The following is a 22,862-nucleotide window of genomic DNA, read 5'->3' as shown; positions in this document are numbered from 1 at the left end:
CGGTCATACCTCGCCTCCCGCGCCAACGGAACCGCAATCTCTCCAATGGCTCCAACATCCCCCGCAAACCTCTCCACCAGATAAGTTCCCAACAAACTCAACACCAACGCATATCCATCCCAATCGCGCACCACCTGCCTTAGCGCCGCCGCCTCACCCCGCACACTCAACTTTTGCAACAACTCACACCCCTCCCCATCCGTCAACCGTTCCACATCCCGATGCACAAACGTCGTCAGATCGATCAGATCGAACAACGGCGCACGACTGGTCACCACACAAAACGCCTCATTCTCTCCCTTAGCCAAAGTTCGCAACCACTCCCGCAGATCGGGACTTTTCAGTAAGCCATAATCATCACCGCTCTCATGCTGCAACTCCTCCAAACCATCCAAAACAAACAGATAGCGCCCACCCTTCCGCAAGACTAAATTAATCAGGAAAATCTTCTCGCTTGCAGATTTACATAGACTTAGAGCATTCAAATCCCCTACAACGAAGTTAGCTAACGCTTCAAAAAACTCATCAATACCGCCATTCTCATAAAATCCCCACCAGAAAACCGCTTGCGGTTTGCGATTTGATGACAACACATTCGCCACCCACCGCCGCGCCACACTACTCTTACCCTCACCCCCAAACCCAATCAACTCCACAATCCGCCGCGCAGGATCGCCCCAATCCTCATCCAAAGCTTGCAACAATTCCACCCGTCCGACCCATTCATCAAAGATCGGCGGCGCATTTACCAGTTTTTCCTTTGGGGTAAGCATGGCAATATTATCCATCATTGGTGCTGTAGCGATCGCTGCTGTATTCGTCTCCGTTACCCCATCCTCATCACTCATCGACAATGCGATCGGTGGCAAAGCCAACACCCGCACATTCACCGCCCAAGCCGTATCTCGATCCCTCCCCGTTGCATCAGTCAACCAAGTTTCTGAGACAATCCCCACCACGCGATCACGCTCTAAATCCAGCACCGCCGCACCACTCATCCCACTATTGATCTGGCTCGACTCCAACTGAATCGGATCGACTTGTAAAACACAACCATTCGGCGGTTCCACATCCCCTAAAATTCTGCCCTCTGCTAACCCGCCAGGATATTTATCTAGTGGGCGATAGCCGTAACTCCGAAACCGATTATCAGCCGATTGATCAGCATGTGCAACTTTGGCAGGGCGCATTAAATCAGGCAAGTAAAAACTGCCATCTTCATCACGCAGTTGCAAAAGCGCCACATCATCATCAAACCCCTCAAAGCAACCAATCACCTCCGCCCACCACATCTTTTTGGACTTTGCAAAGTAAGCGCTCATACCCAAACCCTTTTGGCAAACACTATTATCCGTAGCAGCTTGCACCACATGAGCGCAAGTTATAGCCAAGCCATTATCAGAAACCACAAACCCAGTTCCGACAATGGCATTACTCGTAAAGTGTCGAATTTGTATGGTGAATTCGCGAGGACTTTGGACTTGAATGTTTGTCATAAGTATCAAATATCTGTAAGCAAAAGAAAACTAGAAAATGCCCAGATCCCCGACTTTTTCTTTGCAGTCAAAGATTACCTGTACTAGTCACACAAAAAGTCGGGGATCTTAATCTCTGCGCCCTTTATCTTAATCTCTACATCATTACTTATTCTTGTCATTCCAGACCAGCTTCACCTTGAGACTACCCTCAGCCCCAGCACTCGCCAACAAAGCACCCGCCTTAGCATCCAACTTAATCGCAAACTCCACCTCCACCTGTGACGGCTTATTTGCCATCGTATCAAGAGTAGCGATCGTGCGATTTGCCATCAACCGAATTGTCCTCATCGCTGCATTCACAGCGTCCTTCGATCGCGCCTCTAACTGCTTTGTAAGCTCTACAGGCGATAGGCTGACTTGACTTACAGATCCGCCACTTCCCTTAAAATCCACCAAAATAATTTCGAGATCGTCTTCTGGCAAATCAGTCATGAGTTTTCCTAACTTTTGAAAGTTCTTGCGATCGATTATATCGCTTTATTCTCATAATCTTCATGCCTTTAATTTTCCCTAAAACACTAATTTAATTGCTGCAAGATTACTGCGATCATTTTATTACGACGTTTCCGAAAGTAATCATCTGTATGCGGATAAACAAAAAAATTGCGATCGCACTTTGCTTTGTAATCCACCACAGGCGCGATCATGGCAAAATTATCGCGATCGCCTCATTTCGATGCTTCCGATAGATTTTAAAAGCACTATCCAAAGGTATCACCGCACTATTAGGGATTTGTTCAGCCATCCTCACCAAACAAGCATTACTCAAACGAAATTGACACAGACTCAAACGACTCATCAGCCATAAATAATAGTGCTATCCTAGATCCTAGCTGTTAACTCACAAAGTTATGTTAGCCTCCGAAACCTCTTTAAAAATCGACATTTCCGAAGCCCAAATTCAACTACTTCACTTACTCGACTTAGCGATCGCTGGTCAAGAAATTGTTATTACCCAAGGCGATCAGCCCGTAGCTCGACTAGTATCCATTGCCCCCAAGCGATCGTTATTTGGTAGCGACAAAGGTAAAATATTCATGTCCGATGACTTTGATTCCCCCTTGCCAGAGTTTGAAGAATATTAAAATATGCGAGTTTTGCTTGATACTCACGCACTGCTCTGGTTTTTCGCTGGCGACAACAAATTGAGTCAACCAGCAAAAACGATTATTGATGATGTCGAAGTAACTAAACTTATCAGCATTGCCAGCATCTGGGAAATGACCATCAAACAAGCTAGAGGCAAGCTTAATTTGGAAACCACAGCAGCCATATACGCCAGACAAAAACTTTCTATACAAGGCTTTCAACTTCTATCTGTAGAAATATCTCATCTTGAAGCCCTATCTTTACTCACAGCGCACCATAATGATCCTTTTGATCGCATCATGATATCTCAAGCAATTAGCGAGAATATTCCATTAATCAGTTGCGATCAATTCTTTCCTAACTATCCAGTTCAATTAATCTGGTAAAATCGTTTAAACTGAGCAAAGGGAGTATGCCAAGAGAAACCATTAGGAAGGGCAAATCCAAAACCGATAAACCTAGGAACCACAAAAGGATAGTAAAAAGGCTCGTCATCCACCTCAGTACAACCAAACTGAATCACAAAATTACCACACCAGAAATACAACCCAGCCATTTGAATATCTAGACTGTAAGTAAGCGATCGCAATTTGTCCGATATGTTCATAACAAATATCCTGAGCCAATTAACCTGATAATAGCACTTTGATTTTTTACGCGATTGCCTTGTTTATCGAAGGCTTAAAAAGTGATGCGAAAAACAAACCTTAATCTAAAATTGCCAAACTATGAGGATTCTCAAGCTTCAGCAAACGGCTTTTCTTAATCAAATTCCCGTAGCAAATTATTAACTTTTTTTGTTGATGAGCAGAAGTCGCGATCGCATATTCACTTTCTGGCAAATCAATCTGCACTTGTCGCTTAGCGATCGTATCCTGAACAGTAACTTTCCCCAATCTTGCGTTGCGAGGACGATAGAGCTTGATCACATCACCTTCCACAGAAGAAACCATCCGATCAAAATCTGGGATTGCCTGACCTGAAACCGCCGCATAAAGGACATCAGGATCTAAATCAGCATCATTTGCCCATTGAATAGTCCCCAATCCAGGATTTACATATACACCCTCAAAGAAACTTCTATCTTTCAATGGCGCAAAAACACCAGTAAACTCAATCATCTTTGACAAATCAACAACTCCCTCCATCCCATCTTCAAATAGCAAATGGAGTTTATAATCCGTAAGTGGTTTCACTGTCAAAACATCTTGTAGCATAGTTAAAATTTAGTGAAGAATTGAGCGATCGCAATTTGTCCGATATGTTCATAACAAATATCCTGAGCCAATCAAACTGATAATAACACTTTGATTTTCTATGCGATCGCCTGTATGCGGGTAAACAAAAAAAAATAGCGATCGCAATCCCTTTGCTTTGTAATACAGTCGCATCTTAACAAACAGCATATTAAGATCAGCTATAATTGAGTGCTGCCTTGATGGTTAATCAAACTTGAGCTTCACTGACTATGTTACGTCTAACTGAAATTAAACTTCCTCTCGATCATCCTGAAGATGCGATAAAATCTGCGATTCTTAAAAAATTGCAAATCAAATCAGAAGAATTAACAAGTTATTCTATTTTTAAGCGTAGTTATGATGCAAGAAGAAAGACAGATATCTATTTAGTTTATATTGTTGATATAGAAACATCTTTAGAGAAGCAATTAAGCGATCACTTCGCTAAAGATCCTCATGTTATGCTCACACCTGACACCAGTTATCACTATGTAGCCAAGGCTCCTAGCAATCTAAATACTCGCCCGATAGTGATCGGCATGGGGCCAGCAGGCATGTTTGCGGGGTTGATGTTGGCGCAAATGGGATTTCGTCCGATTATTTTGGAACGAGGTAAGGCGGTACGCGATCGCACTGCTGATACGTTTAATTTCTGGAAAGGAAGAGCTGAATTTAATCCTGAATCCAATGCTCAATTTGGTGAAGGTGGCGCAGGTACTTTCTCCGATGGTAAACTTTATAGCCAAGTCAAAGATCCCCATCATTATGGACGCAAAGTTCTAAATGAATTTGTGAACGCTGGGGCTTCTCCTGAGATCCTTTACATCAATAAACCGCATATTGGCACACTTAAGCTCGTCGGTATAGTTCAAAGTTTTCGCGCCCAAATCCAATCTCTCGGCGGAGAAATTCGCTTTCAAAGTCGGGTGGAAGATATTGACATCCAAGATGGTAAAGCGGAGGGCGTGACGCTAGCGAATGGAGAATATATCGCCAGCAATCAGATCGTTCTTGCGATCGGACATAGCGCCCGTGACACTTTCCAAATGCTCTACGATCGCGGCGTATATATCGAAGCCAAACCTTTCTCGATTGGATTTAGAATTGAGCATCCTCAAGATCTGATCGATCGCGCTAGATTTGGGGATTATGCGGGACATAAGGTTTTAGGTGCTGCTGATTATAAATTGGTGCATCATTGTAAAAATGGACGTTCTGTTTATAGTTTCTGCATGTGTCCAGGGGGACTAGTTGTGGCGGCAACTTCGGAAGTCGGACGGGTGGTTACTAATGGAATGAGTCAATATTCGCGCAATGAACGGAATGCAAATAGTGGCATCGTGGTGGGGATTACGCCTGATGATTATCCAGAGCATCCTCTCGCAGGTATTGATTTGCAGCGTCGTCTCGAATCTCGCGCCTTTGAGCTTGGTGGTGGAACCTATGCCGCTCCCGCTCAACTCGTTGGTGATTTTCTCGCCAATCGCCCTTCTCAAGCTCTTGGCAAAGTACATCCTTCCTATGCTCCTAATGTGCATTTGGGTGATTTGAGTGAGAGTTTACCTGACTATGCGATCGCGGCGATTCGTGAGGCTTTACCTGCCTTTAATAAACAAATCAAAGGTTTTGCGATGGATGATGCGATGCTCACGGGTGTAGAAACACGCACTTCTTCACCAATTAGAATTAAACGCAATGAGAAATATCAAAGCTTAAATGTGGAAGGGCTTTTTCCTACGGGTGAAGGTGCTGGCTATGCGGGGGGGATTCTCTCGGCGGGAATTGATGGGATTAAAGTCGCTGAGGCTGTGGCTTTGAGCCTAGCTGCTAAGACATAAAACCCAAAAGGGATTTGCGGCGCTTCGCGCCGCAAATCCCTTTTGGGTTTTAGAGCGATATAATGGCATAGCTGCTCATTGCTATTTGGATAACTCATGCATCGTATCGCCACTATATTAGGAGGCTGGAACCAGTCCACCGAAAGCGTTGTTTTTGTCGATCAGCAGCCTGCGCCGATCATCATCATTACCGCCGCCGATACGGATATCCAAACTCTCGCTGCTGCTACAGCAAGATTGCCCGAAGATTTTCCGCAAATTAGAGTGGCAAATGTATTGCAATTGCAGCAACAAATAGCGATCGATACCTATGCAGAAGAAGTCTTGGCACTTGCCAAGGTGATTATTGTTCGATTGATTGGCGGTCAATCCTATTGGAGTTATGGATTAGAAGTAGTTAAGGAAACAGTAGCAAATACGGGTGCGATTTTAATTGTGTTGCCAGGGGATGAGCGTCCTGACCCAAATTTGACCAGTCATTCAACAACGACGCTGACCTTGGTCAATCAAGCTTGGCAATATTTCATCGAAGCAGGAGTTGAGAACTATCACAACTTGTTGAAATTTGTTGCCGCCGAATTTCTAGAGTTTGGAACAGTTTATGAAACGCCTCAATCAGTTCCACGCATAGGGGTTTACGAGCATTCCCTTTCGCTCAAGGAGAGAGATTATGATGGACTAGCCGCAATTCTCTTTTATCGTGCTCATTATTTATCGGGAAATACGGTAGCGATCGCATCTTTATGTGAAGCCCTAACTGAACGCAATCTTAAACCTTTACCGATCTATGTTTCATCATTAAAAGAACCTGATGTCCAAGCAGAACTAATTCGCTATTGCTTACCAGAATCTGGTCAAAAAGTCGATGTGATATTGAATACTACTAGCTTCTCTTTGGCTAGCCTCAAAGCTGACTCACCCCAAGTCGATCTTTGGGAGACTTTGAATGTACCAGTCTTTCAAGTGATTTTTAGCGGTGGACTTCGCAAAACATGGGCAAATGGCACACAGGGACTAACTCCCCGTGATATGGCGATGAATGTGGTCTTGCCTGAAGTTGATGGCAGGATTATTACGAGGGCTGTTTCTTTTAAAGCTCTGCAAGGACAAAACTCGGCTTTGCAAACAGAAGTATTAACCTATGAACCCGTACGATCGCGAATTAATTTTGTCGCTGACCTAGCGGCGAAATGGGTCAAGCTAAAAAATACGGAGGTATGCGATCGCAAAATTGCGCTGATTCTGGCTAACTATCCCAATCGTGATGGTAGATTAGCGAATGGAGTTGGTTTAGATACGCCTGCGAGTTGTTTAGAGATTCTCAAGGCTCTGCGAAGTTCAGGATATAGCGTTGGCGAGATTCCTAACACTAGCGATGAATTGATGAAATTATTAACTACAGGCGTGACTAACGATCGCGAATCATTTGGTGTGAGACAGGTTTATCAATCGCTATCCTTAGCCGATTATCAAAATTATTTTCAGAATTTGCCTGAACCTGTGCAGAATGGGATTAGTTCAAGATGGAATCAACCTAAGCAAGAACAGGAATTTGCGATCGCGGGGATGCAATTCGGCAATATTTTTGTCGGTATTCAACCATCACGCGGCTATGACCTCGATCCGACTTTAAATTATCATGCGCCTGATTTAGAACCGACCCATGACTATATGGCTTTCTATCACTGGGTTCGCGATAAGTTTAACGCCCATGCGATCGCTCATATCGGCAAACATGGCAACCTCGAATGGCTCCCCGGAAAAAGTGTGGCGCTATCAGAAAATTGCTATCCTGAAGCCGCTTTTGGCGCAATGCCCCATTTCTATCCCTTCATTGTCAATGACCCTGGGGAAGGCTCTCAGGCAAAAAGGCGATCGCAAGCCGTGATTATCGACCATCTCACGCCACCGATGACTCGCGCCGAGCTGTATGGTGGTTTGCAACAATTAGAAGGCTTGATCGATGAATATTACGAAGCAGAAACCCTCGATCCATCGCGCTTGGGGATGATTCGCGATCGACTAACTGCCCTAATCAAGCAGGAAAATCTCCATCAAGATCTAGGGATTTCCCTAGACCGCTTAGAGGATTCGCTGAATACAATTCTCACTACTGCCGATGGTTATCTCTGCGAAATTAAGGAAGCTCAAATTCGTGACGGGTTGCATATCTTCGGGCAATGTCCAGAAGGTCGGCAGTTAAGAGATTTGGTCGTCGCGATCGCAAGAAATCCTAATGTAAATCGGATCGGACTGACTAGAGCGATCGCGCAAGATTGGGGTTTAGATTTCGATCCATTGACTGCGGATTTAGGAGAGTTACTTGCGTCAAGTTCTCATCCACGCTTAGCGAATTGTCGAATTATTGGGGATGCGGTTGAAGTACTTGAAGAATATGCAGCAGAGTTGGTGGAGACTTTGATAAATAGACAATGTTCTAAAATTGACAATGTTTCTGCCCCCCTAGCCCCCCAATTCTGGGGGGGATCGGAAATTCTTCAAAGTCCCCCAGTATTGGGGGATTTAGGGGGCGAGATTGTTGCAGAACTAACATGGATTCGCGATCGCCTTTTACCCTCTCTCTACAAAACCAATCAAGAAATTACTAATCTCCTGCGAGGACTCAACGGCGAATATGTTCCTAGTGGTGCATCAGGTGCGCCGACAAGGGGCAGACCCGAAGTACTGCCCACAGGACGCAATTTCTATTCTGTTGATATTCGCGCTGTGCCGACAGAAACCGCTTGGGATATTGGGCGCAAGGCTGCGGATGTGCTGATCGAAACTTACACTCAAGAACATGGCGAATATCCGCAAACCTTGGGGCTATCGATTTGGGGAACTTCCACTATGCGAACTGGTGGCGATGACCTTGCTGAAGCTCTTGCTCTGCTTGGCGTGCAACCAGTTTGGGATGGCGTATCGCGGCGCGTGATTGATTTTGAGATTTTGCCTTTATCGATCTTAGGTCGTCCCCGTATTGATGTGACCTTGAGGATTTCAGGATTCTTTAGGGATGCCTTCCCAAATCTAATCGATTTATTTGATAGTGCGGTGAATGCTGTCGCAAATCTTGATGAACCCGCCGATCAAAATCCGCTTGCTGCCCAAGTCCAAAAGGAGTCTACCCGCTGGCAAGCTGAAGGGCTGACGATAGAACAGGCGGAAGAGCGATCGCGTTATCGGGTGTTTGGCTCGAAACCAAGTGCCTATGGTGCGGGTTTACAGGGCTTGATCGAGTCGCAAAACTGGGAGAGTGAGCAGGATCTCGCTCGAGCCTATATCAATTGGAGCGCCTACGCCTACACCAGCAAATCCGAAGGGAAATCGGCTCCAGAAGCCTTTAATCAACGCCTAGGCAATATGCAAATTGTGCTGCAAAATCAGGACAATCGCGAGCATGACATTCTTGATTCCGATGATTATTATCAGTTTCAGGGCGGGATGACTGCGGCGATCGCCTCGATATCTGGCAATGCTCCAGAGGTATATTTTGGCGATAATTCACGGATGGCTCAGCCCAAGGTTCGCAAATTGAGTGAAGAGATTGCACGAGTTTATCGATCGCGGGTCGTGAATCCCAAATGGATATCGGGAGCGATGCGTCACGGTTATAAGGGTGCTTTTGAGATGTCGGCAACGCTCGATTATCTGTTTGCCTATGATGCTACAACTAACTGCGTTTCGGACTTCATGTATGAGGGAATTGCGGAAGCCTATATCTTTAATCCTGAAGTTCAGAATTTTATTAAATCTAGCAATCCTTGGGCGTTACGAGATATGTCGGAACGCTTACTAGAAGCGAATCAGCGCGGGATGTGGCAGGATGTGACTGCGGATATGTTGGATCGCTTAAAGGCGATCGCTAATGATGCTGAAGGTGCGATCGAATCGCAATCATAGTAGAGAGGTTAAGTAAAAAAATTCGTCCCAAAAATAATCAATCCCAAAATCAAGCTGGTTGCATTAGTTAGTAAACTAAGCACTCCAGACTGCTTTAAAGATAATTGTCCAAGGCTTATCGTTGCGATCACCCATGCTTCATAAACCACTGCAAAGACTTCAGAAACTGGCATTGTAAAGCGATAAGGAATCCCTTCCGCAATAGGAAGCCTTTTTCCATAACCAAACCAGAGAGCGATAAAACCACCAGCGATATTCAGCCCAATGAAAATAAGCAAAGATACAAAGATAATTTTTTTAGAGGAGTCTATGCGCCTGCTATAGATGATCAGACCATAAAGGAGCGCTACAATTAAGGAGCTAATTCCCAAATACCGTCCCAAGAGAATTTGAAATGGTTCTAAAGATGGGAAAAATGACCAGACAACTGGATAGCTAAATAAATTAACCATCGCGATCGCCACTAGTGCTCTCAAAATTTTCTGTTGAGATGCTTTTCTCCACCACAAAAAAAGTAATGCTATCAATAATTCAGAAGAAATTGTCAGCACCCAGCCAGCAAAGAACATCTGACGTGTATATTCTTGAAGAGGGGTAAAAATAAAATATAAGTGCTTATCCTCTTCTTGAGTTACCTGTAAAGAGTCATTTGTAACTTGGACTTGCCAAAAGCCACTATACGGAAAAGATGTATTTTGTTCTTGCGAATCTTTTAATATGGGAGAACTAAGGCGCAAACGATCTGAGAATTGTCCAATAAGTCGAAACCATCTATTAGTCTTCTCTTGGGTTTTAGGCTGATTGCTTGGAAATGTATTGACTTCATTAATCAATAAGCAACGATTATCAGCACAGTCAAAACGATAGCTTTTTGAAGATGCAGAGATGTTAGCATCGGGCTTGAGACATCCTGTAGCAAGACATTCACCATATTGAATAAATAAGGTTGGTTGTTCGCAGGTTGCCGTATTGCATTCCGCTATCTGTAAACTTTGCAAAGTTGGTTGGCTTGCTGAATAAGAAAGCTTAAACCAATTCATCGGTGGTGGTGGCGGTGCATTAGCAATAGCTGGCAAAGCAAATAAGACAATCATCGCGATCGCCAAAATTCCGATTGGGTTCGACAGTTTCCATTTCATAGATACATAGCCAAGTTTTGCAAGGATTACAACTTAACAAGCAACATGATGCTATGGCGATTTTTCATTAAGAATAGCAAATGATGCCGAAGGTGCGATCGAATCGCAAATATTCAGTGTTCATAGACGATTTGGCGATCGCTAGCTAAGAAAATAAATTAACAAAATCAGTGGCTTTAGCGATCGTAATGTCCTGATATTTGACAAGTGATAAAAGATGTTTGTCTCCTGTGACTATATGGCTTGCATTAACGACTACAGCGCATTCGATAACCATGTCATCATCTGGATCGTTAGGAACTGCTTTGAGCGTTCCAGAAATTTCAACTATGCGAGAAAAGCTCAAAATCTCATCTACAGCAGATTGAGTTTTGTCTTCAGAGAACTTAAATTTTAGCAATAGCTTTTCTGCAAATTCGTCTATGATTTCTTGGCAGGTAACGGATTCTATTTGTCCAATTTTAGCTAAGGCTAAAGCTCGAAATGGGCTGCCAGTTTGTGAAAACAATGCAGAAATCAAAATGTTCGTGTCAAAAACAACTGTGTATTTCACTGTTTTTCATGCACAACTAAATCAATAAATTCTTCTCTGTCTTCTTCTGACATCTTTTCCCAGTCATAGCCGCGATCTTTTGTGGCAATTTTGATTTTGTCCGCACCATAGCTAGATAAATCCTGCCATTGCTGCCATTGAGAAAGCAGCAGGACTCTAAAAATTTCTGTTTTTTGCTCTTGTGGCAATTGTTTAACCAGTTCTACAACTTGCTCGTTACTGAGTGTTAGCATTGGCATTTTTTATTTTCCAAATATTAATTCTAAGAAATAATTGTGAGTAAGCCAAACTCAAGATTTTTGTTGAGAGTATTGGCGATATTTTTTCTAACAATCTCCTAAGTCTTCTGTCATATTCAATGACAAGCGTGAATATATCGCCTGAATAACTTCTCTATCTAATAGTTCAACCCCAGAAAATTGAAGTTTTACCGATGATATTTCAAGATTGGTTTCAGGATCTACTTTTGCGACCTTAGCACCCATGATGCGACCGAATCCATCTTTGTCAGTGACAAGAATTTTATAAGAATGTCCAAACGTATTCTGTAACTGATCAAAACGAGCCTTATACGGTTCTTCTCGACGCATTAGCTCCTGTGGATTATAGAGGTACTGAGACATATATTTATTTAGTAGAATATTTGAGAAAATGGATAAACTTGACTAATTATAACTTAATTAAATTAGGGCTGACCTTAATCTTACTTTGAAGTAGCTATCGCTCTACAAGTCCCCAGTTAGTCTTTTAAATTCAAGTTCAAATTTCCCATATTTATTATCACTAGCCGTAACATTCCAAACTGCATAAATGATTTGCTCTTTGTTCAACCCCATCTCACGCATATTCTGGATTCGATTCTTTAATTCAGCATCTTTAACTTCATTTTCACGATAAGTTTTTTCTCCTTCTTTAGCTCCACTTTCTCTTGCTTTTTTAAGATCCTCTTTTGTTGCAGTCATTCCACTAGCAAAGTAAAGCTCTGCTGCTTTACCCATACCGAAAGTCCATCCATACACAAAAACAGAACCGAAGAAGCCCCCCGCACCTGGCAAGCCTATTTTAAAGAGAGCTAAAATCGTTTGCTGTCCAAGAAACCCACCACCAATTACAGCTACAACTTCTCCTACGGAATTTTCACTAATCTTGTAACCATAAATATTTCCTATAGCTCTGACCATTAAATATTGGACGGGAGTAATAGTAAAAATGTCAGCAAAAGGCATTGGGACTAATGCTAAAGCAGCACCTGCACCTGCTGCTATGGTTCGTACTTGCGAGCATTTTTCTTGTTTTTCTTTTCTACTGGAATTAGAGTAGTCACTCGTAATATATTCCAAAATGTTATCTAAGTTCATTACAAATAACCTTATTTCTTAATAACTCAGCTTATTTTAGTAGACTTTTTGTAATTTGATTGACCTAATATTTCAATATTTAACAACTCAGACAACAGAGTAAGTTACCGCTAAAATTCAAAAAACGAGATCGCCTTGCGAATTTGTGATGATGGGTTTAGGCGATCGATACCTATGCACAAAACTATTGAGTTATGCTTAAACAACAAAGAGGGTTAAGTTATGACAATCAAAGAACAACTGATCCGCGAAATTGAGCAAACACCTGAAGCATTACTCATCCAATTTATGCAGGTTTGGCGATCGACTAAGCAAACATCTAGAGTTAATCAATCACCTACCAAACTCTCGGAATTTTTTCGACAATCTCCCCTTGCCGAACTTGCTGCCAATGGAGAGCTAGACCTTAGCCGCGATAAAAGTCTATCGCCTGATCGATTTATCTTATGACTTATCTCCTCGATACCTGCCTAATCTCCGAATTAGTCGCCAAGCAACCAAATCAAAAAGTTCTGGACTGGCTAGATGCCCAAGCCCCTGAGACACTCTATCTAAGCGTGATTACGATGGGTGAAATTGCCAAGGGCATTAGTAAACTTGCATCATCTCAACGCAAAGAAGATCTAGATATTTGGCTAAATCAAACCCTTCCAAATCGTTTTACGGGAAGGATTATAGACATCGATCTTCAAACCATGCTGTTATGGGGTAAATTAGTTGGCAACCTTGAAAAACAAGGACGACCACTGCCAATGATGGACTCTCTCATTGCCGCGATCGCTCTCCAGAATTCTTTAACTCTAGTTACTCGTAATGAAAAAGATTTTGCGGGGATAGAAGTAACCATTGTGAATCCTTGGACTATTTAAAGCAACCTAAAGCGATCGCCTTGCTAATTCGTGATGATGGATTTAGGCGATCGCATTGATTCCTCCCAGCTTAACCACTAGATTAATAACGCCTCAATTTTGCCAATAACTTCATCAATAATATTTACAGAAGCCTTCTCAATAAAATCTATCTTTCTCGCTTGCCAATCCAAACTCTTAATCCGATCGGCAAGAATCACTCCCTTAGTTTTGGTATCCGTGAGTAGAACCTCAAACTTCCATCCCTTAGTTTTAGAAGTAATCGGACAAAGCAGAGCCAAATTTGACCTTTGATTATAGGCGATCGGTGAAATCACAAAAGCAGGACGATGCCCAGATTGTTCATGTCCAGCCTGTGGATCGAAATCCAACCAAACAATATCACCACGATCTGGAATGTATGGCTTTACCATGCCTCATTCCCAACAGACACACCCGTAGAAATTTCTGCATGGATATGCTCGGAGGTCATACCATCCAGTAATTCATCTAGAGTATATTTTTTACGCCGATGCGGTGTCAAAACAATCTTGCCATCAATAATCTCAATACTAATTTCGCTTCCAGCTTGAATTTGCACTTGTTCAGCTATAGCTTGAGGAATGCGTACAGCTAAACTATTACCCCACTTAGCGATCGCGGCAGTCATAAAAATCACCGTCAATGTATCTATATTGTATCTACATTAGCTTAATTCACGGCTCATGTCACTAATAAGAAGCTCCTAAAAACATCACCCTTAGCCCTTCTCCTTGCTTGCTGTAGAAATCGTAATTGACCCAAAACAATGATCTTGATCTAGTGAGATAATATTGATTATTGACTACTTGGCTTTACTTAATGAACCAAACAAGGTTTGATGCTTTGATCGTTGGCAGCGGGGCTGCTGGACTTTATACTGCGCTTCGACTTACAGATTTAGCACCAAACTGGCGGATTGGTTTAGTGACTAAAGATAATTTGTCAACTTCAGCTAGTGACTGGGCGCAAGGTGGGATTGCCGCAGTTATCGACAAAAATGATGCGCCTCAGTTTCATGGCAAAGATACATTGACCGCTGGAGTTGGCTTATGTGAAACCGAGACAGTAGATGTATTGGTTAACGCCGCGCCTCGACAAATTCAACAACTGATCGCCTTGGGTGTAGACTTCGATCGCGATGAAGATGGCAGCCTTGCCCTAACCTTAGAAGCCGCCCACTCCAGACGCAGGGTATTGCACTCGGCAGATACAACAGGTCGAGCGTTGGTGTCAAAACTAGCAGCAGCGGTACTGCAAAATCCTAGTATTCAGGTTTTGAGTAAAACCCTAGTTTTAGATCTGTACATGGAACATGGACGTTGTGGTGGGGTTTTTTATCTAGATCAAGATCAGGAAATTAGCTGCTTGATTTCGCCAGTGGTCGTTTTGGCAACAGGTGGAGGTGCTCAAGTATTTTCGCAAAATACTAATCCACCCTCAAGCACGGGCGATGGTGTCGCGATCGCATGGCGTGCAGGAGCCGTAATTCGAGATATGGAATTTGTGCAGTTTCATCCAACTGCCCTCGCGTTGCCTAACGCACCTAGATTTCTGATCAGTGAAGCCGTACGTGGTGAAGGGGCGCATTTGATCGATCATCAGGGCGATCGCTTTGCCTTTAATTACCATCCTAAGGGTGAGCTAGCACCTAGAGATGTCGTCAGTCGTGCCATATTTAATCATCTCCAAAAGACCAAAGAACCAACCGTATTTCTAGATTTACAGTCAATTCCTAGAGAGAGAATCGCCCATCGCTTTCCCAATATCATCAAAATCTGTCAACAGTGGCAAATTGATATTTTCTCCACGCCGATTCCTGTAACTCCCGCAGCCCATTATTGTATGGGAGGTATTGTCGTGGATTCTTATGGAGCCACTTCCATTGGGGGGCTGTATTCAGTCGGTGAAACGGCAAGTACGGGCGTACATGGCGCTAATCGCCTAGCGAGTAATTCTCTCTTGGAATGCTTTGTATTTGGTGAACGTTTAGCAGAACAGGTCTGCTCTCAGCAAACTCAAGTTTTTAATGTTCCGAAGGCGATCGCGCCCAAACTGGAAGATCGCGATCATTCGGCAACTATTCAACAGATTAAATCTGGAATTCAAAATCTGAGTTGGCAAGCGGCAGGAATTAGTCGAGTTCAATCTGAATTGGAAATTGCTTTGGCTCAAATTTCTGCATGGCAAACCGAGTTAGCTGAACTTGCTGAACCCTCACGCCTATGGATCGAAACCCGTAATCTGGCGGACTATGCATATTTGTTAATGCGATCGGCTCTATTTCGTACCGAAAGTCGCGGCGCTCATTATCGTTCCGATTTTCCTGATACCGATCCTAGTTGGCAGCTACACACAATTATCGAAGGTCAAGAAATCAGGCGTTCTCCTTCTTTGTTACAGCACATTCCCTAAAAGAGAATGTCGGCGCTTTGCGCCGCCACTCTCTTCTGGGTAATGTGCTGTAAAGGTGTTGCTTTGCAACACTTTTACAGCACATTGTTACAGCACATTGTCTGTTCAAGTTATCAAAGTAACAGCGATGCGAAAACCTGTGCTGCGATCGCCTTGATTTGCTGCATTTCTAGAACGCTTAGCCGAGCGACAATAATGAGCAGGATCGCGCCAAGAACCGCCACGTATGACTCGACAACTGCGATCGCCACCTTGAGTCCATGCGCTGCCATCCTTGGGCAACAAGTCATAATCATCATGCCAATTATCTGCACACCATTCCCACACATTGCCATGCATATCATGCAATCCAAAGGCATTCGCAGGGTATGTTCCAACTTCGCTTGTTGAGGAATTGCTATTAGCTTGCAGTGCATATTTGTAAGGAATTGCACCATTGTAATTAGCTAAATTTGCGGCGATCGTTTCCCCAAAGCCAAAAGCTGTCAGCGTTCCTGCTCGACAGGCATATTCCCATTCCGACTCACTGGGCAAGCGATAGGGTCTGCCAGTATACTCTGCTAGTTTCTGACAAAAGCCCTGTGTGTCATCCCAAGTCACAGTTTCCACAGGGCGATCTCCATTGCCAATAAAAATTGCAGGATTATTATCCATCAAGATTTTCCATTGCCTCTGTGTAATTGGGAATCGCGACATAAAGAACGGTGGAATGTTAACGATATGGCGGGGACTTTCTTCCTCGCTATGTTCTAACTCATTCATCGGCGACCCAATCTGAAATTTTCCTGCTGGTATAAATACCATTTCCAACCCAACAGGTTTGCCTTGGATATTACCCAGAGTTTCGATATAGATTTTCCCTATTTTTTGTCGCGTGCTAACCTGCAACTGATTTTTGGTGAGTTTGCCGATCGCGTTCCGATTAACTGTAACGATGGCAGTCTCAAAGGAAAATTGCGATAACGGCGGCGCGATCGCATAATTTGGTTGAGATTTTGGGGCAGAGATCGGCGTAATCTGCGTTTTAGCACCTGCTTTTAAGTAATTAGATCGTTGAAATATTGGTCTATGAGATTGCGAGGATGAAGAAGTTAAATTTTTTAGATCGTTTAACACAGCCTGAGCCGTCTGATAACGCTGACTTGGTGCTGGAACAATCATCCGATCTAGAACTTGACCAAGGAGAGGACTAATGGACGTGTTTTCTAAAAAATCACGCCATATCCAAGTTCCATCCATATCCATTAACTCAAATGGCGACGCATTAGTGAGCAGATGAATACAGGTCACACCTAAACTATATAGATCACTGGCAAAGATTGCCTTCCCGCGCACTTGTTCTGGTGCAACATACACCGCGCTACCAATGTGGGTTCCTGTCTCCATCATGGCAGCAGCCGTCACAAATTTCGCCGCTCCAAAATCAACTAACACATGATTCCCAGTCGCCATTGAGCCAGCTAAAGAGCCAGAGGCACTAGGCGATCTCCTACGGATAATATTTTCGGGCTTGATGTCTCGATGGATCACATTGCGATCGTGAATAAATTGCAGAACTGGCAGTAAGTCTGCCAACAACATCCGAATTTTGGCTTCACTAAAAGCTCCCTGTTCTTGGAGTTCCTTTAACAGATCCTGTCCATCCACAAATTCTTGAATCAGGTATTGACAACCTTCATGTTCCAAATGGGCAAATAATGTCGGTATTTGCGGATGTTTGCCCAAGTCATCAAGGCGAACAGCTTCCTGCTGAAATAATTCGGCTGCTTTCACCGCGCTACTGAGATCAGCAGGAAAGAACTGTTTAATGACACAGTGAGGTTGGGAAGGAAGAGCCTCATCAACACCAATAAAAGTTCTGCCAAAGCCACCTTGACCAAGAATTTTCAACGCCAGATAGCGATCTCCGATCTTTAGCTTTGAGCCACATTGACTACAAAAACTAAGTCTGGGATCTAGATTTTGACAATTGCAGTTAGGGTTGAGGCATTGACTCATAGTTGCAGCTATTGCTCAGGAATAGAATCCATCTTGGCAAAGCCAATCACTTGCATTTTTCCTTCTGTAAGTTCTAGTTTGAGAACTCGCGCTGTGATGCCTTTACTTTCTAATTGCCGCAAATCTAAGACTTTATTCAATCCTTCTGTAAAAGCTCTGGCAATGCGATCGGGCACTGGCGTTCCTGCCAATTCGATTTTAGGATTGATGATTTGCAGTTTTGTGCCGCTAATAGTTTTTAGTTGCGCATTCACTGAAACATCTAGACTGGTGACTTTAGGCTTAGCTGCTGTTGGTTGCGACTTTAATGTAGCCGAGAGACGGATGTGATCGCCTTCCAAAAACGTTACTTCTGGATTGACTAGATCGAAAATTTCGGGATTTTTATTAGTTCCTGTAATATCAATGCTGAGGTTTTTAAAGGAAGGTTGAACGTTTGGCGATCGCAAAGCCGTATTAATATCTTCGGAACGTAAAACTACACGTGCAGCAGCCTGCAATGGACGACGCAAGACAATTTTGCCAGATTGCAACAAGTTAGGATCGATGCTAATCGGATCGGTTTCCAGATCAACCTGATCGATTCGCAAAAATTCTAAAACGTAAACTCCACGACCTGCGACACGGATGCGATCTACGTTACCCAAAAGAATCTGATAGTTAGGAGCATTATCAACTCGTACTTCTAGGACATCAGCCCGAACAATTTGCCCGCGCAAAAAGTCCGTCGCGATTTTATCGATCGCAATTCCTGGTGTGCCCGCTAAACCTAAAACCGTTGTGAGTAACCCAGCAAATAGTTCCATAAAAAGGAGATGAGTGACTCTGCGATCATAAACCAAAACCCAGAAATTAAAAGCGGTAGGGGAAATTCATGAATTTCCCCTACCGTAGGGTAGGGTTTCAAGTTGTTTTTACATAAGTCCTAGTTTTAATGAAATAATACAGAAACTTAGGAGCATGAATTTATGCAAATTCGGTTGGCAATAGAGGCAGATTTACCCGCAATCATTGAGATTTATAATGCTGCTATTCCCAGTCGTCTTGCCACTGCCGATCTTGAGCCAATCTCCGTTGAGAGCCGCCGCACTTGGTTTCGATCGCATGGCGATCGCTATCCTGTCTGGGTGATCGCAATTGGCGATCGCAATATTCAAAGTGCCCAAAATGAGAAGATCGTCGGCTGGATTAGCTTGCAAATGTTCTATGGTCGCCCCGCCTATCACAAAACCGCCGAAGTAAGTATTTACATAGATCCTCTGTGTCAAGGTAACGGAATCGGAAAAGAATTGCTTAGTTATGCGATCGCCCAATGTCCTAAGTTGAATATTACTAAATTAGTCGGTTTTGTATTTGCCCATAATGCTGCTAGTCGTCGTCTATTTGAAAGATTTGGCTTTACGGAATGGGGCTTTTTGCCCAAAGTCGCCGAATTAGATGGCATCGATCAAAGTTTAGTAATTTTTGGCAAAATTATTTAAAAAAGTAGAGTAATTGTGTTGTGAGCGCAAAGCGCTCACAACACAATTACTCTACTTTTTCAGCAATGGAAAGAAATGCCCGACTGGCCCCTGTCCTTTACCGATCGCTAAAGCATATTTCAAAGCTTCGGTTACATAGTTCTTCGCGTCCTGCATGGCTTGAAAACGTGATTTCCCTAACGCTAGATTTGCGGCGATCGCGGCTGACAGAGTGCAACCAGTGCCGTGGGTATGTATCGTATCAATTACTTCAGTCTGCAACACCTCAAGGCGATCGCCATCAAACCACACATCAACCGCTTTGAGATCGCCCGTCATTCCACCGCCTTTCACCAGTACCGATCGCGCTCCCAGCTTATAAATTTTCTGAGCCGCAGCTTGCATATCTTCCAGCGTATGAATTTCCATCTCAGCCAGAATCTGCGCCTCATAGCGATTAGGCGTTGCGATCGCAGCAATGGGAATCAACAGATCGCTCATGGTTTTCACGGCATCATTATCAATTAACTGCGCCCCAGTCCGCGAAACCATTACAGGATCGACCACCACATTCCCAAAACCAAAAGCAACTAGCTTTTTTGTCACGGTTTTAATAATCTCTTGATTGAGCAACATTCCCGTTTTGATCGCCCCAATCCGCATATCGATCATCACTGCTTCAAATTGTGCTGCCACAGACTCGGTTGACATCGCATCCACCCTTGTTACGCCCTGCGTATTTTGGGCAGTAATGCAAGTAAGGACATTTGTGCCATGCACCTGATGAAAAGCAAAAGTACGTAAATCAGCTTGTATCCCCGCACCACCTCCACTATCAGAACCAGCGATTGTCATCGCGATCGGTATTTGCGAACTATCAAAACTAGTCATATTCGAGATCAAGCAATAAGTAATAGATATTACAACGCTTTGTGCTCAAATCCGAACCCCAAAAAATTTTGAAAGTGTTGCAAAACAACACTTTCAAAATTTTTTAGATGGTTCGTTTGATCGAAAATTGCTGTAAGTATAAAACCCAGAGATTAGAGTCGGTGCAAAGCACCGACTCTAATCTCTGGGTTTTAAATTGCTATATGATTTATTCAACCTGTAGACTGACTTGTTATGCAAAAAAATCATACGGCTTATACGCAAGAACAGATTTCAGCTTGGTTTCGAGGACTCATGAGCATTGCTCTCGCAGACAATGAGTACAGTGAGCAAGAGCGCATCCTCTTCGATCAAATTAGCCATAGTGAAGAATGGGGCGAAGAAGTAACTATCTCTAACTTTGAACCGATTAGCGCTCAAGACTTGGCTGATGCATTAGGTAGCGATCGCAAGGTAGGCGAAAACTTTTTACGGATGGCTGTGATGATGGCACTTGCCGATGGTAAATATACAGACACAGAAGATTGTATTATCCAAGAATTTTGCAAAGCGCTAAATCAAGAAATTAAGCCAATTAATGATTTGCGGCAAAAACTAGAATCATCATCGCACCATGAAGAACATCACCCAAATCTGTTAGAGCCTGTCAAAGAATGGCTCGATCACATGGATATTCATGATTCCCGCCTTGCTAATTTAATTTGTAAAGTCGTTCCTGCTCAATGTCCCTTTGAGCGCGATGTAGTTTTATTTGGACGCAAAATCATGCATATTCCCGCTATGTGCGAGATTAATCCTCTATACGATCAACTGGTAGGTTTGCGGTTTCGATCGCTAAGTTACCTTGCCGACAAAGGCGAAGATGTATCAAAATATTGTTAATTTGTTACAGAAATTTCCGATCAAACCCAAAACAAGAAATTTTTTGAAAGTGTTGCAAAGCAACACTTTCAAAAAATTTCTTGTGGTTCGGTTAATCGAAAATTTCTGTAGTTAAAGTGGCGCTAAGCGCCACTTTGATTTTCTGGATTTTATGAAAGCGTAAAACGCTATAGTATTTACTGGTTTTACTAGCAGCCCCACTAAAAAAATGCCCAGAGAACTAAAAAACGTCAAAAACGAAGAAGACAACGGTGACGTTTCGCCCAACGTATTGCGGGTTGTTTTAGCATTTCGGCGCTGGGGCTGGACAGCCTTTTGGACGCAAGTAGTTTTGTGCGTAGTTTCATCGGTGGTGCTATTACAACTTTTTTTGTTTCCTAGGGCTGGTCAAATTAGCCCCACAGGATTAGATACTAGCCCTGCCTCACTACCAGGACTTAGCTTTGCTTGGGTTGGCGTAGCGGTGCTAGGCGCAAGCATTTTCTGGAATTTTCGTTATACGCAAATGGCGAAAAAGCTGCGATCGCCCGATCGTCCCACCAAAAGCCAAACCGTATTTCAAATCAAAATCGGATTGATTATTAATCTGATTGGGATGTTTGTTACTTTACTGGGAGCCTTTGCGATTATTGGCGCGTTAACGCTTAGAGCAGGACAAGGACAAGCAATATTACCTGGTGCAGGCAGCTTTAACTCAGTAATTCAGCCCCTCGATTTTCAAATTATTCAAGCTAGTTTCAATATTATTTTTGCCCATTTTGTTGGCTTAGTCTGCTCACTCTTGCTACTCAACCGTGCTACTGACAAACCAAATCGTGAATAAAAAGAAGCCCGCCGAAGGCGGGCTTCTTTTTATTTGAGTACTTATAATGAATATAAAGAAATGTAAATAGTGGCAAAACTGATGGAGTGGAAGCAGATCGAAGAAAATTGGGTGCTGACACCGCCCAAACCCAAAGGCGTAATTCACTTTTTGGGTGGTGCATTTTTTGCGGCTGCTCCTCATGTAGCCTATGGGCGCGTACTAGAACAGCTTGCTAAAAATAATTATGCGATTGTCGCTACCCCTTTTCTGAATAATACTTTCGATCATCGCCAAATCGCTCGTGAAGTCAACACCTCATTTCGGAAAGTACGCAGCAAATTGTTTCTTGATTATTTTCCAGTATTTGGTATGGGGCATAGCATGGGCTGTAAAATCCACCTATTGATCAATAGCCTCTATAAACCCACTCGCGCTGGCAATATTTACATCGCCTATAACAACTACAGCGCCGATCGCTCGATTCCATTTTTTAAGGAGCTAGCAGGCACGATTCCCGAAATGTCATCAATGGAGTTTACGCCCACACCAAAGGAAACTGAGCAACTAGTCACCGCCAATTATCAGACCGCAAATAACTTATTAGTCAAATTTGTAGACGATAGCATTGATGAAATTTCGACCCTTTCCCAGCTACTCACCCAAAAATTCCCTAAAACCGTTAGCTTGCAGACCCTCGAAGGCACTCACCTCACCTCTATGGGTATCGATATGAAATGGCAAGCTGGTTCTAGTTTCTCGGCGATCGATGCGATCGCGCAATGGGTTAAGCAAGAAATGCACAAAAACAACCAGAGCTTAGAACTAGTCTTACTAGCATGGCTGGCTAAGCAGATATCCTAAAAAAAAG

28 protein-coding genes are annotated in these 22,862 nt (G+C 43.3%); 11 read left to right on the top strand and 17 right to left on the bottom strand.

The annotated features are described in order from the left end of the window. The 4 genes from APA_RS22200 to APA_RS22190 form a co-directional block, all read right to left on the bottom strand. A partial coding sequence (locus APA_RS22200) for a serine protease (protein ID WP_201324402.1) occupies positions 1-1,496 on the bottom strand: 1,496 nt, incomplete at its 3' end. Between the two features lie 144 nt (positions 1,497-1,640). Next, entirely contained in the window at positions 1,641-1,970 is a 330-nt protein-coding gene (locus tag APA_RS22195) for a CU044_2847 family protein (protein WP_201324401.1), read from the bottom strand. Between the two features lie 86 nt (positions 1,971-2,056). Then, positions 2,057-2,185 carry a hypothetical protein gene (locus APA_RS25530; protein WP_268962176.1) on the bottom strand — a complete coding sequence of 43 codons (129 nt, stop codon included), beginning with the start codon at positions 2,183-2,185 and terminating at the stop codon, positions 2,057-2,059. Then, complete coding sequence (locus APA_RS22190) at positions 2,182-2,337, bottom strand: hypothetical protein (protein WP_201324400.1); 156 nt, start codon at positions 2,335-2,337, stop codon at positions 2,182-2,184. The genes APA_RS25530 and APA_RS22190 overlap by 4 nt, the downstream gene beginning before the upstream one ends. Positions 2,338-2,389: 52 nt before the next feature. Here APA_RS22190 and APA_RS22185 point away from each other — a divergent pair, with 52 nt between their 5' ends. Together APA_RS22185 and APA_RS22180 are read left to right on the top strand one after the other, a co-directional pair. After that, complete coding sequence (locus APA_RS22185; protein ID WP_201324399.1) at positions 2,390-2,623, top strand: type II toxin-antitoxin system Phd/YefM family antitoxin; 234 nt, start codon at positions 2,390-2,392, stop codon at positions 2,621-2,623. A gap of 3 nt (positions 2,624-2,626) precedes the next feature. Further along, positions 2,627-3,013 (top strand): type II toxin-antitoxin system VapC family toxin, encoded by a 387-nt coding sequence (locus APA_RS22180; protein WP_201324398.1) that lies wholly within the window; start codon positions 2,627-2,629, stop codon positions 3,011-3,013. Here the strand turns inward: APA_RS22180 and APA_RS22175 are convergent. The 3 genes from APA_RS22175 to APA_RS22165 all read right to left on the bottom strand — a co-directional run bounded on the left by APA_RS22175 (position 2,998) and on the right by APA_RS22165 (position 4,033). Then, positions 2,998-3,234, bottom strand: a complete 237-nt coding sequence (locus APA_RS22175) for a hypothetical protein (protein ID WP_201324397.1) — start codon at positions 3,232-3,234, stop codon at positions 2,998-3,000. The genes APA_RS22180 and APA_RS22175 overlap by 16 nt on opposite strands. Positions 3,235-3,334: 100 nt before the next feature. Beyond that, complete coding sequence (locus APA_RS22170; RefSeq protein ID WP_201324396.1) at positions 3,335-3,844, bottom strand: DUF2442 domain-containing protein; 510 nt, start codon at positions 3,842-3,844, stop codon at positions 3,335-3,337. Positions 3,845-3,892: 48 nt separating this feature from the next. Next, a complete protein-coding gene (locus tag APA_RS22165) occupies positions 3,893-4,033 on the bottom strand; it encodes a hypothetical protein (protein WP_201324395.1) in 141 nt (46 codons plus the stop codon). A 62-nt stretch (positions 4,034-4,095) separates the two neighbouring features. Here APA_RS22165 and APA_RS22160 point away from each other — a divergent pair, with 62 nt between their 5' ends. Both APA_RS22160 and cobN read left to right on the top strand, forming a co-directional pair. Beyond that, entirely contained in the window at positions 4,096-5,703 is a 1,608-nt protein-coding gene (locus APA_RS22160) for an NAD(P)/FAD-dependent oxidoreductase (protein ID WP_201324394.1), read from the top strand. A gap of 96 nt (positions 5,704-5,799) precedes the next feature. Then, entirely contained in the window at positions 5,800-9,606 is a 3,807-nt protein-coding gene (cobN, locus tag APA_RS22155; protein ID WP_201324393.1) for a cobaltochelatase subunit CobN, read from the top strand. An 8-nt stretch (positions 9,607-9,614) separates the two neighbouring features. On the opposite strand, the gene APA_RS22150 is transcribed toward cobN, so the two are convergent. The 5 genes from APA_RS22150 to APA_RS22130 form a co-directional block, all read right to left on the bottom strand. Beyond that, positions 9,615-10,745 (bottom strand): hypothetical protein, encoded by a 1,131-nt coding sequence (locus APA_RS22150; protein ID WP_201324392.1) that lies wholly within the window; start codon positions 10,743-10,745, stop codon positions 9,615-9,617. Between the two features lie 145 nt (positions 10,746-10,890). Then, positions 10,891-11,298, bottom strand: a complete 408-nt coding sequence (locus tag APA_RS22145; protein WP_201324391.1) for a putative toxin-antitoxin system toxin component, PIN family — start codon at positions 11,296-11,298, stop codon at positions 10,891-10,893. Further along, entirely contained in the window at positions 11,295-11,537 is a 243-nt protein-coding gene (locus APA_RS22140; protein ID WP_201324390.1) for a hypothetical protein, read from the bottom strand. Before APA_RS22140 ends, APA_RS22145 begins: the two co-directional genes overlap by 4 nt. A gap of 87 nt (positions 11,538-11,624) precedes the next feature. After that, on the bottom strand, positions 11,625-11,888 hold the full coding sequence (locus tag APA_RS22135) for a hypothetical protein (RefSeq protein ID WP_236579975.1): 264 nt from the start codon (positions 11,886-11,888) through the stop codon (positions 11,625-11,627). 135 nt (positions 11,889-12,023) lie between these two features. Continuing rightward, the gene (locus APA_RS22130; protein ID WP_201324388.1) at positions 12,024-12,656 is read right to left on the bottom strand and encodes a YcjF family protein; all 633 of its coding nucleotides are present in this window, start codon (positions 12,654-12,656) and stop codon (positions 12,024-12,026) included. Positions 12,657-12,878: 222 nt separating this feature from the next. Here APA_RS22130 and APA_RS22125 point away from each other — a divergent pair, with 222 nt between their 5' ends. Both APA_RS22125 and APA_RS22120 read left to right on the top strand, forming a co-directional pair. After that, the gene (locus tag APA_RS22125) at positions 12,879-13,106 is read left to right on the top strand and encodes a hypothetical protein (RefSeq protein WP_201324387.1); all 228 of its coding nucleotides are present in this window, start codon (positions 12,879-12,881) and stop codon (positions 13,104-13,106) included. After that, positions 13,103-13,525: a type II toxin-antitoxin system VapC family toxin gene (locus APA_RS22120; protein ID WP_201324386.1), complete on the top strand. Its 423-nt coding sequence runs from the start codon at positions 13,103-13,105 to the stop codon at positions 13,523-13,525. Before APA_RS22125 ends, APA_RS22120 begins: the two co-directional genes overlap by 4 nt. A 77-nt stretch (positions 13,526-13,602) precedes the next feature. Here the strand turns inward: APA_RS22120 and mazF are convergent, their stop codons facing one another. Beyond that, positions 13,603-13,938 (bottom strand): endoribonuclease MazF, encoded by a 336-nt coding sequence (gene mazF, locus APA_RS22115; RefSeq protein ID WP_201324385.1) that lies wholly within the window; start codon positions 13,936-13,938, stop codon positions 13,603-13,605. Next, positions 13,932-14,174 (bottom strand): AbrB/MazE/SpoVT family DNA-binding domain-containing protein, encoded by a 243-nt coding sequence (locus APA_RS22110; RefSeq protein WP_201324384.1) that lies wholly within the window; start codon positions 14,172-14,174, stop codon positions 13,932-13,934. Before APA_RS22110 ends, mazF begins: the two co-directional genes overlap by 7 nt. A gap of 191 nt (positions 14,175-14,365) precedes the next feature. Here APA_RS22110 and nadB point away from each other — a divergent pair, with 191 nt between their 5' ends. Further along, positions 14,366-15,958: an L-aspartate oxidase gene (nadB, locus tag APA_RS22105; protein ID WP_201324383.1), complete on the top strand. Its 1,593-nt coding sequence runs from the start codon at positions 14,366-14,368 to the stop codon at positions 15,956-15,958. 105 nt (positions 15,959-16,063) lie between these two features. Here the strand turns inward: nadB and APA_RS22100 are convergent, their stop codons facing one another. Together APA_RS22100 and APA_RS22095 are read right to left on the bottom strand one after the other, a co-directional pair. Then, positions 16,064-17,956 carry a bifunctional serine/threonine-protein kinase/formylglycine-generating enzyme family protein gene (locus APA_RS22100; RefSeq protein WP_201324382.1) on the bottom strand — a complete coding sequence of 631 codons (1,893 nt, stop codon included), beginning with the start codon at positions 17,954-17,956 and terminating at the stop codon, positions 16,064-16,066. An 8-nt stretch (positions 17,957-17,964) separates the two neighbouring features. Then, positions 17,965-18,762, bottom strand: coding sequence for a DUF2993 domain-containing protein (locus APA_RS22095; protein WP_201324381.1), 798 nt, complete (start codon positions 18,760-18,762; stop codon positions 17,965-17,967). Between the two features lie 162 nt (positions 18,763-18,924). On the opposite strand from APA_RS22095, the gene APA_RS22090 reads away from it, so the two are divergent. Further along, a complete protein-coding gene (locus APA_RS22090; RefSeq protein ID WP_201324380.1) occupies positions 18,925-19,437 on the top strand; it encodes a GNAT family N-acetyltransferase in 513 nt (170 codons plus the stop codon). Between the two features lie 51 nt (positions 19,438-19,488). Here APA_RS22090 and thiD read toward each other — a convergent pair whose 3' ends face one another. Then, positions 19,489-20,307: a bifunctional hydroxymethylpyrimidine kinase/phosphomethylpyrimidine kinase gene (gene thiD, locus APA_RS22085; protein WP_236579973.1), complete on the bottom strand. Its 819-nt coding sequence runs from the start codon at positions 20,305-20,307 to the stop codon at positions 19,489-19,491. 234 nt (positions 20,308-20,541) lie between these two features. Between thiD and APA_RS22080 the strand changes: the two genes are divergently transcribed. From APA_RS22080 to APA_RS22070, 3 genes are all read left to right on the top strand, one after another. Continuing rightward, the gene (locus tag APA_RS22080) at positions 20,542-21,189 is read left to right on the top strand and encodes a Mo-dependent nitrogenase C-terminal domain-containing protein (protein ID WP_201324379.1); all 648 of its coding nucleotides are present in this window, start codon (positions 20,542-20,544) and stop codon (positions 21,187-21,189) included. Positions 21,190-21,397: 208 nt separating this feature from the next. Then, positions 21,398-22,012, top strand: coding sequence for a DUF3611 family protein (locus APA_RS22075; RefSeq protein WP_201324378.1), 615 nt, complete (start codon positions 21,398-21,400; stop codon positions 22,010-22,012). A gap of 81 nt (positions 22,013-22,093) precedes the next feature. Beyond that, entirely contained in the window at positions 22,094-22,855 is a 762-nt protein-coding gene (locus APA_RS22070) for a DUF1350 family protein (RefSeq protein WP_201324377.1), read from the top strand. The last annotated feature ends 7 nt before the right edge of the window (positions 22,856-22,862 follow it).

Source organism: Pseudanabaena sp. lw0831 (assembly GCF_016584665.1).
Taxonomy (GTDB): Bacteria; Cyanobacteriota; Cyanobacteriia; order Pseudanabaenales; family Pseudanabaenaceae; genus Pseudanabaena.
This window is presented reverse-complemented; position numbering and strand designations above follow the sequence as displayed.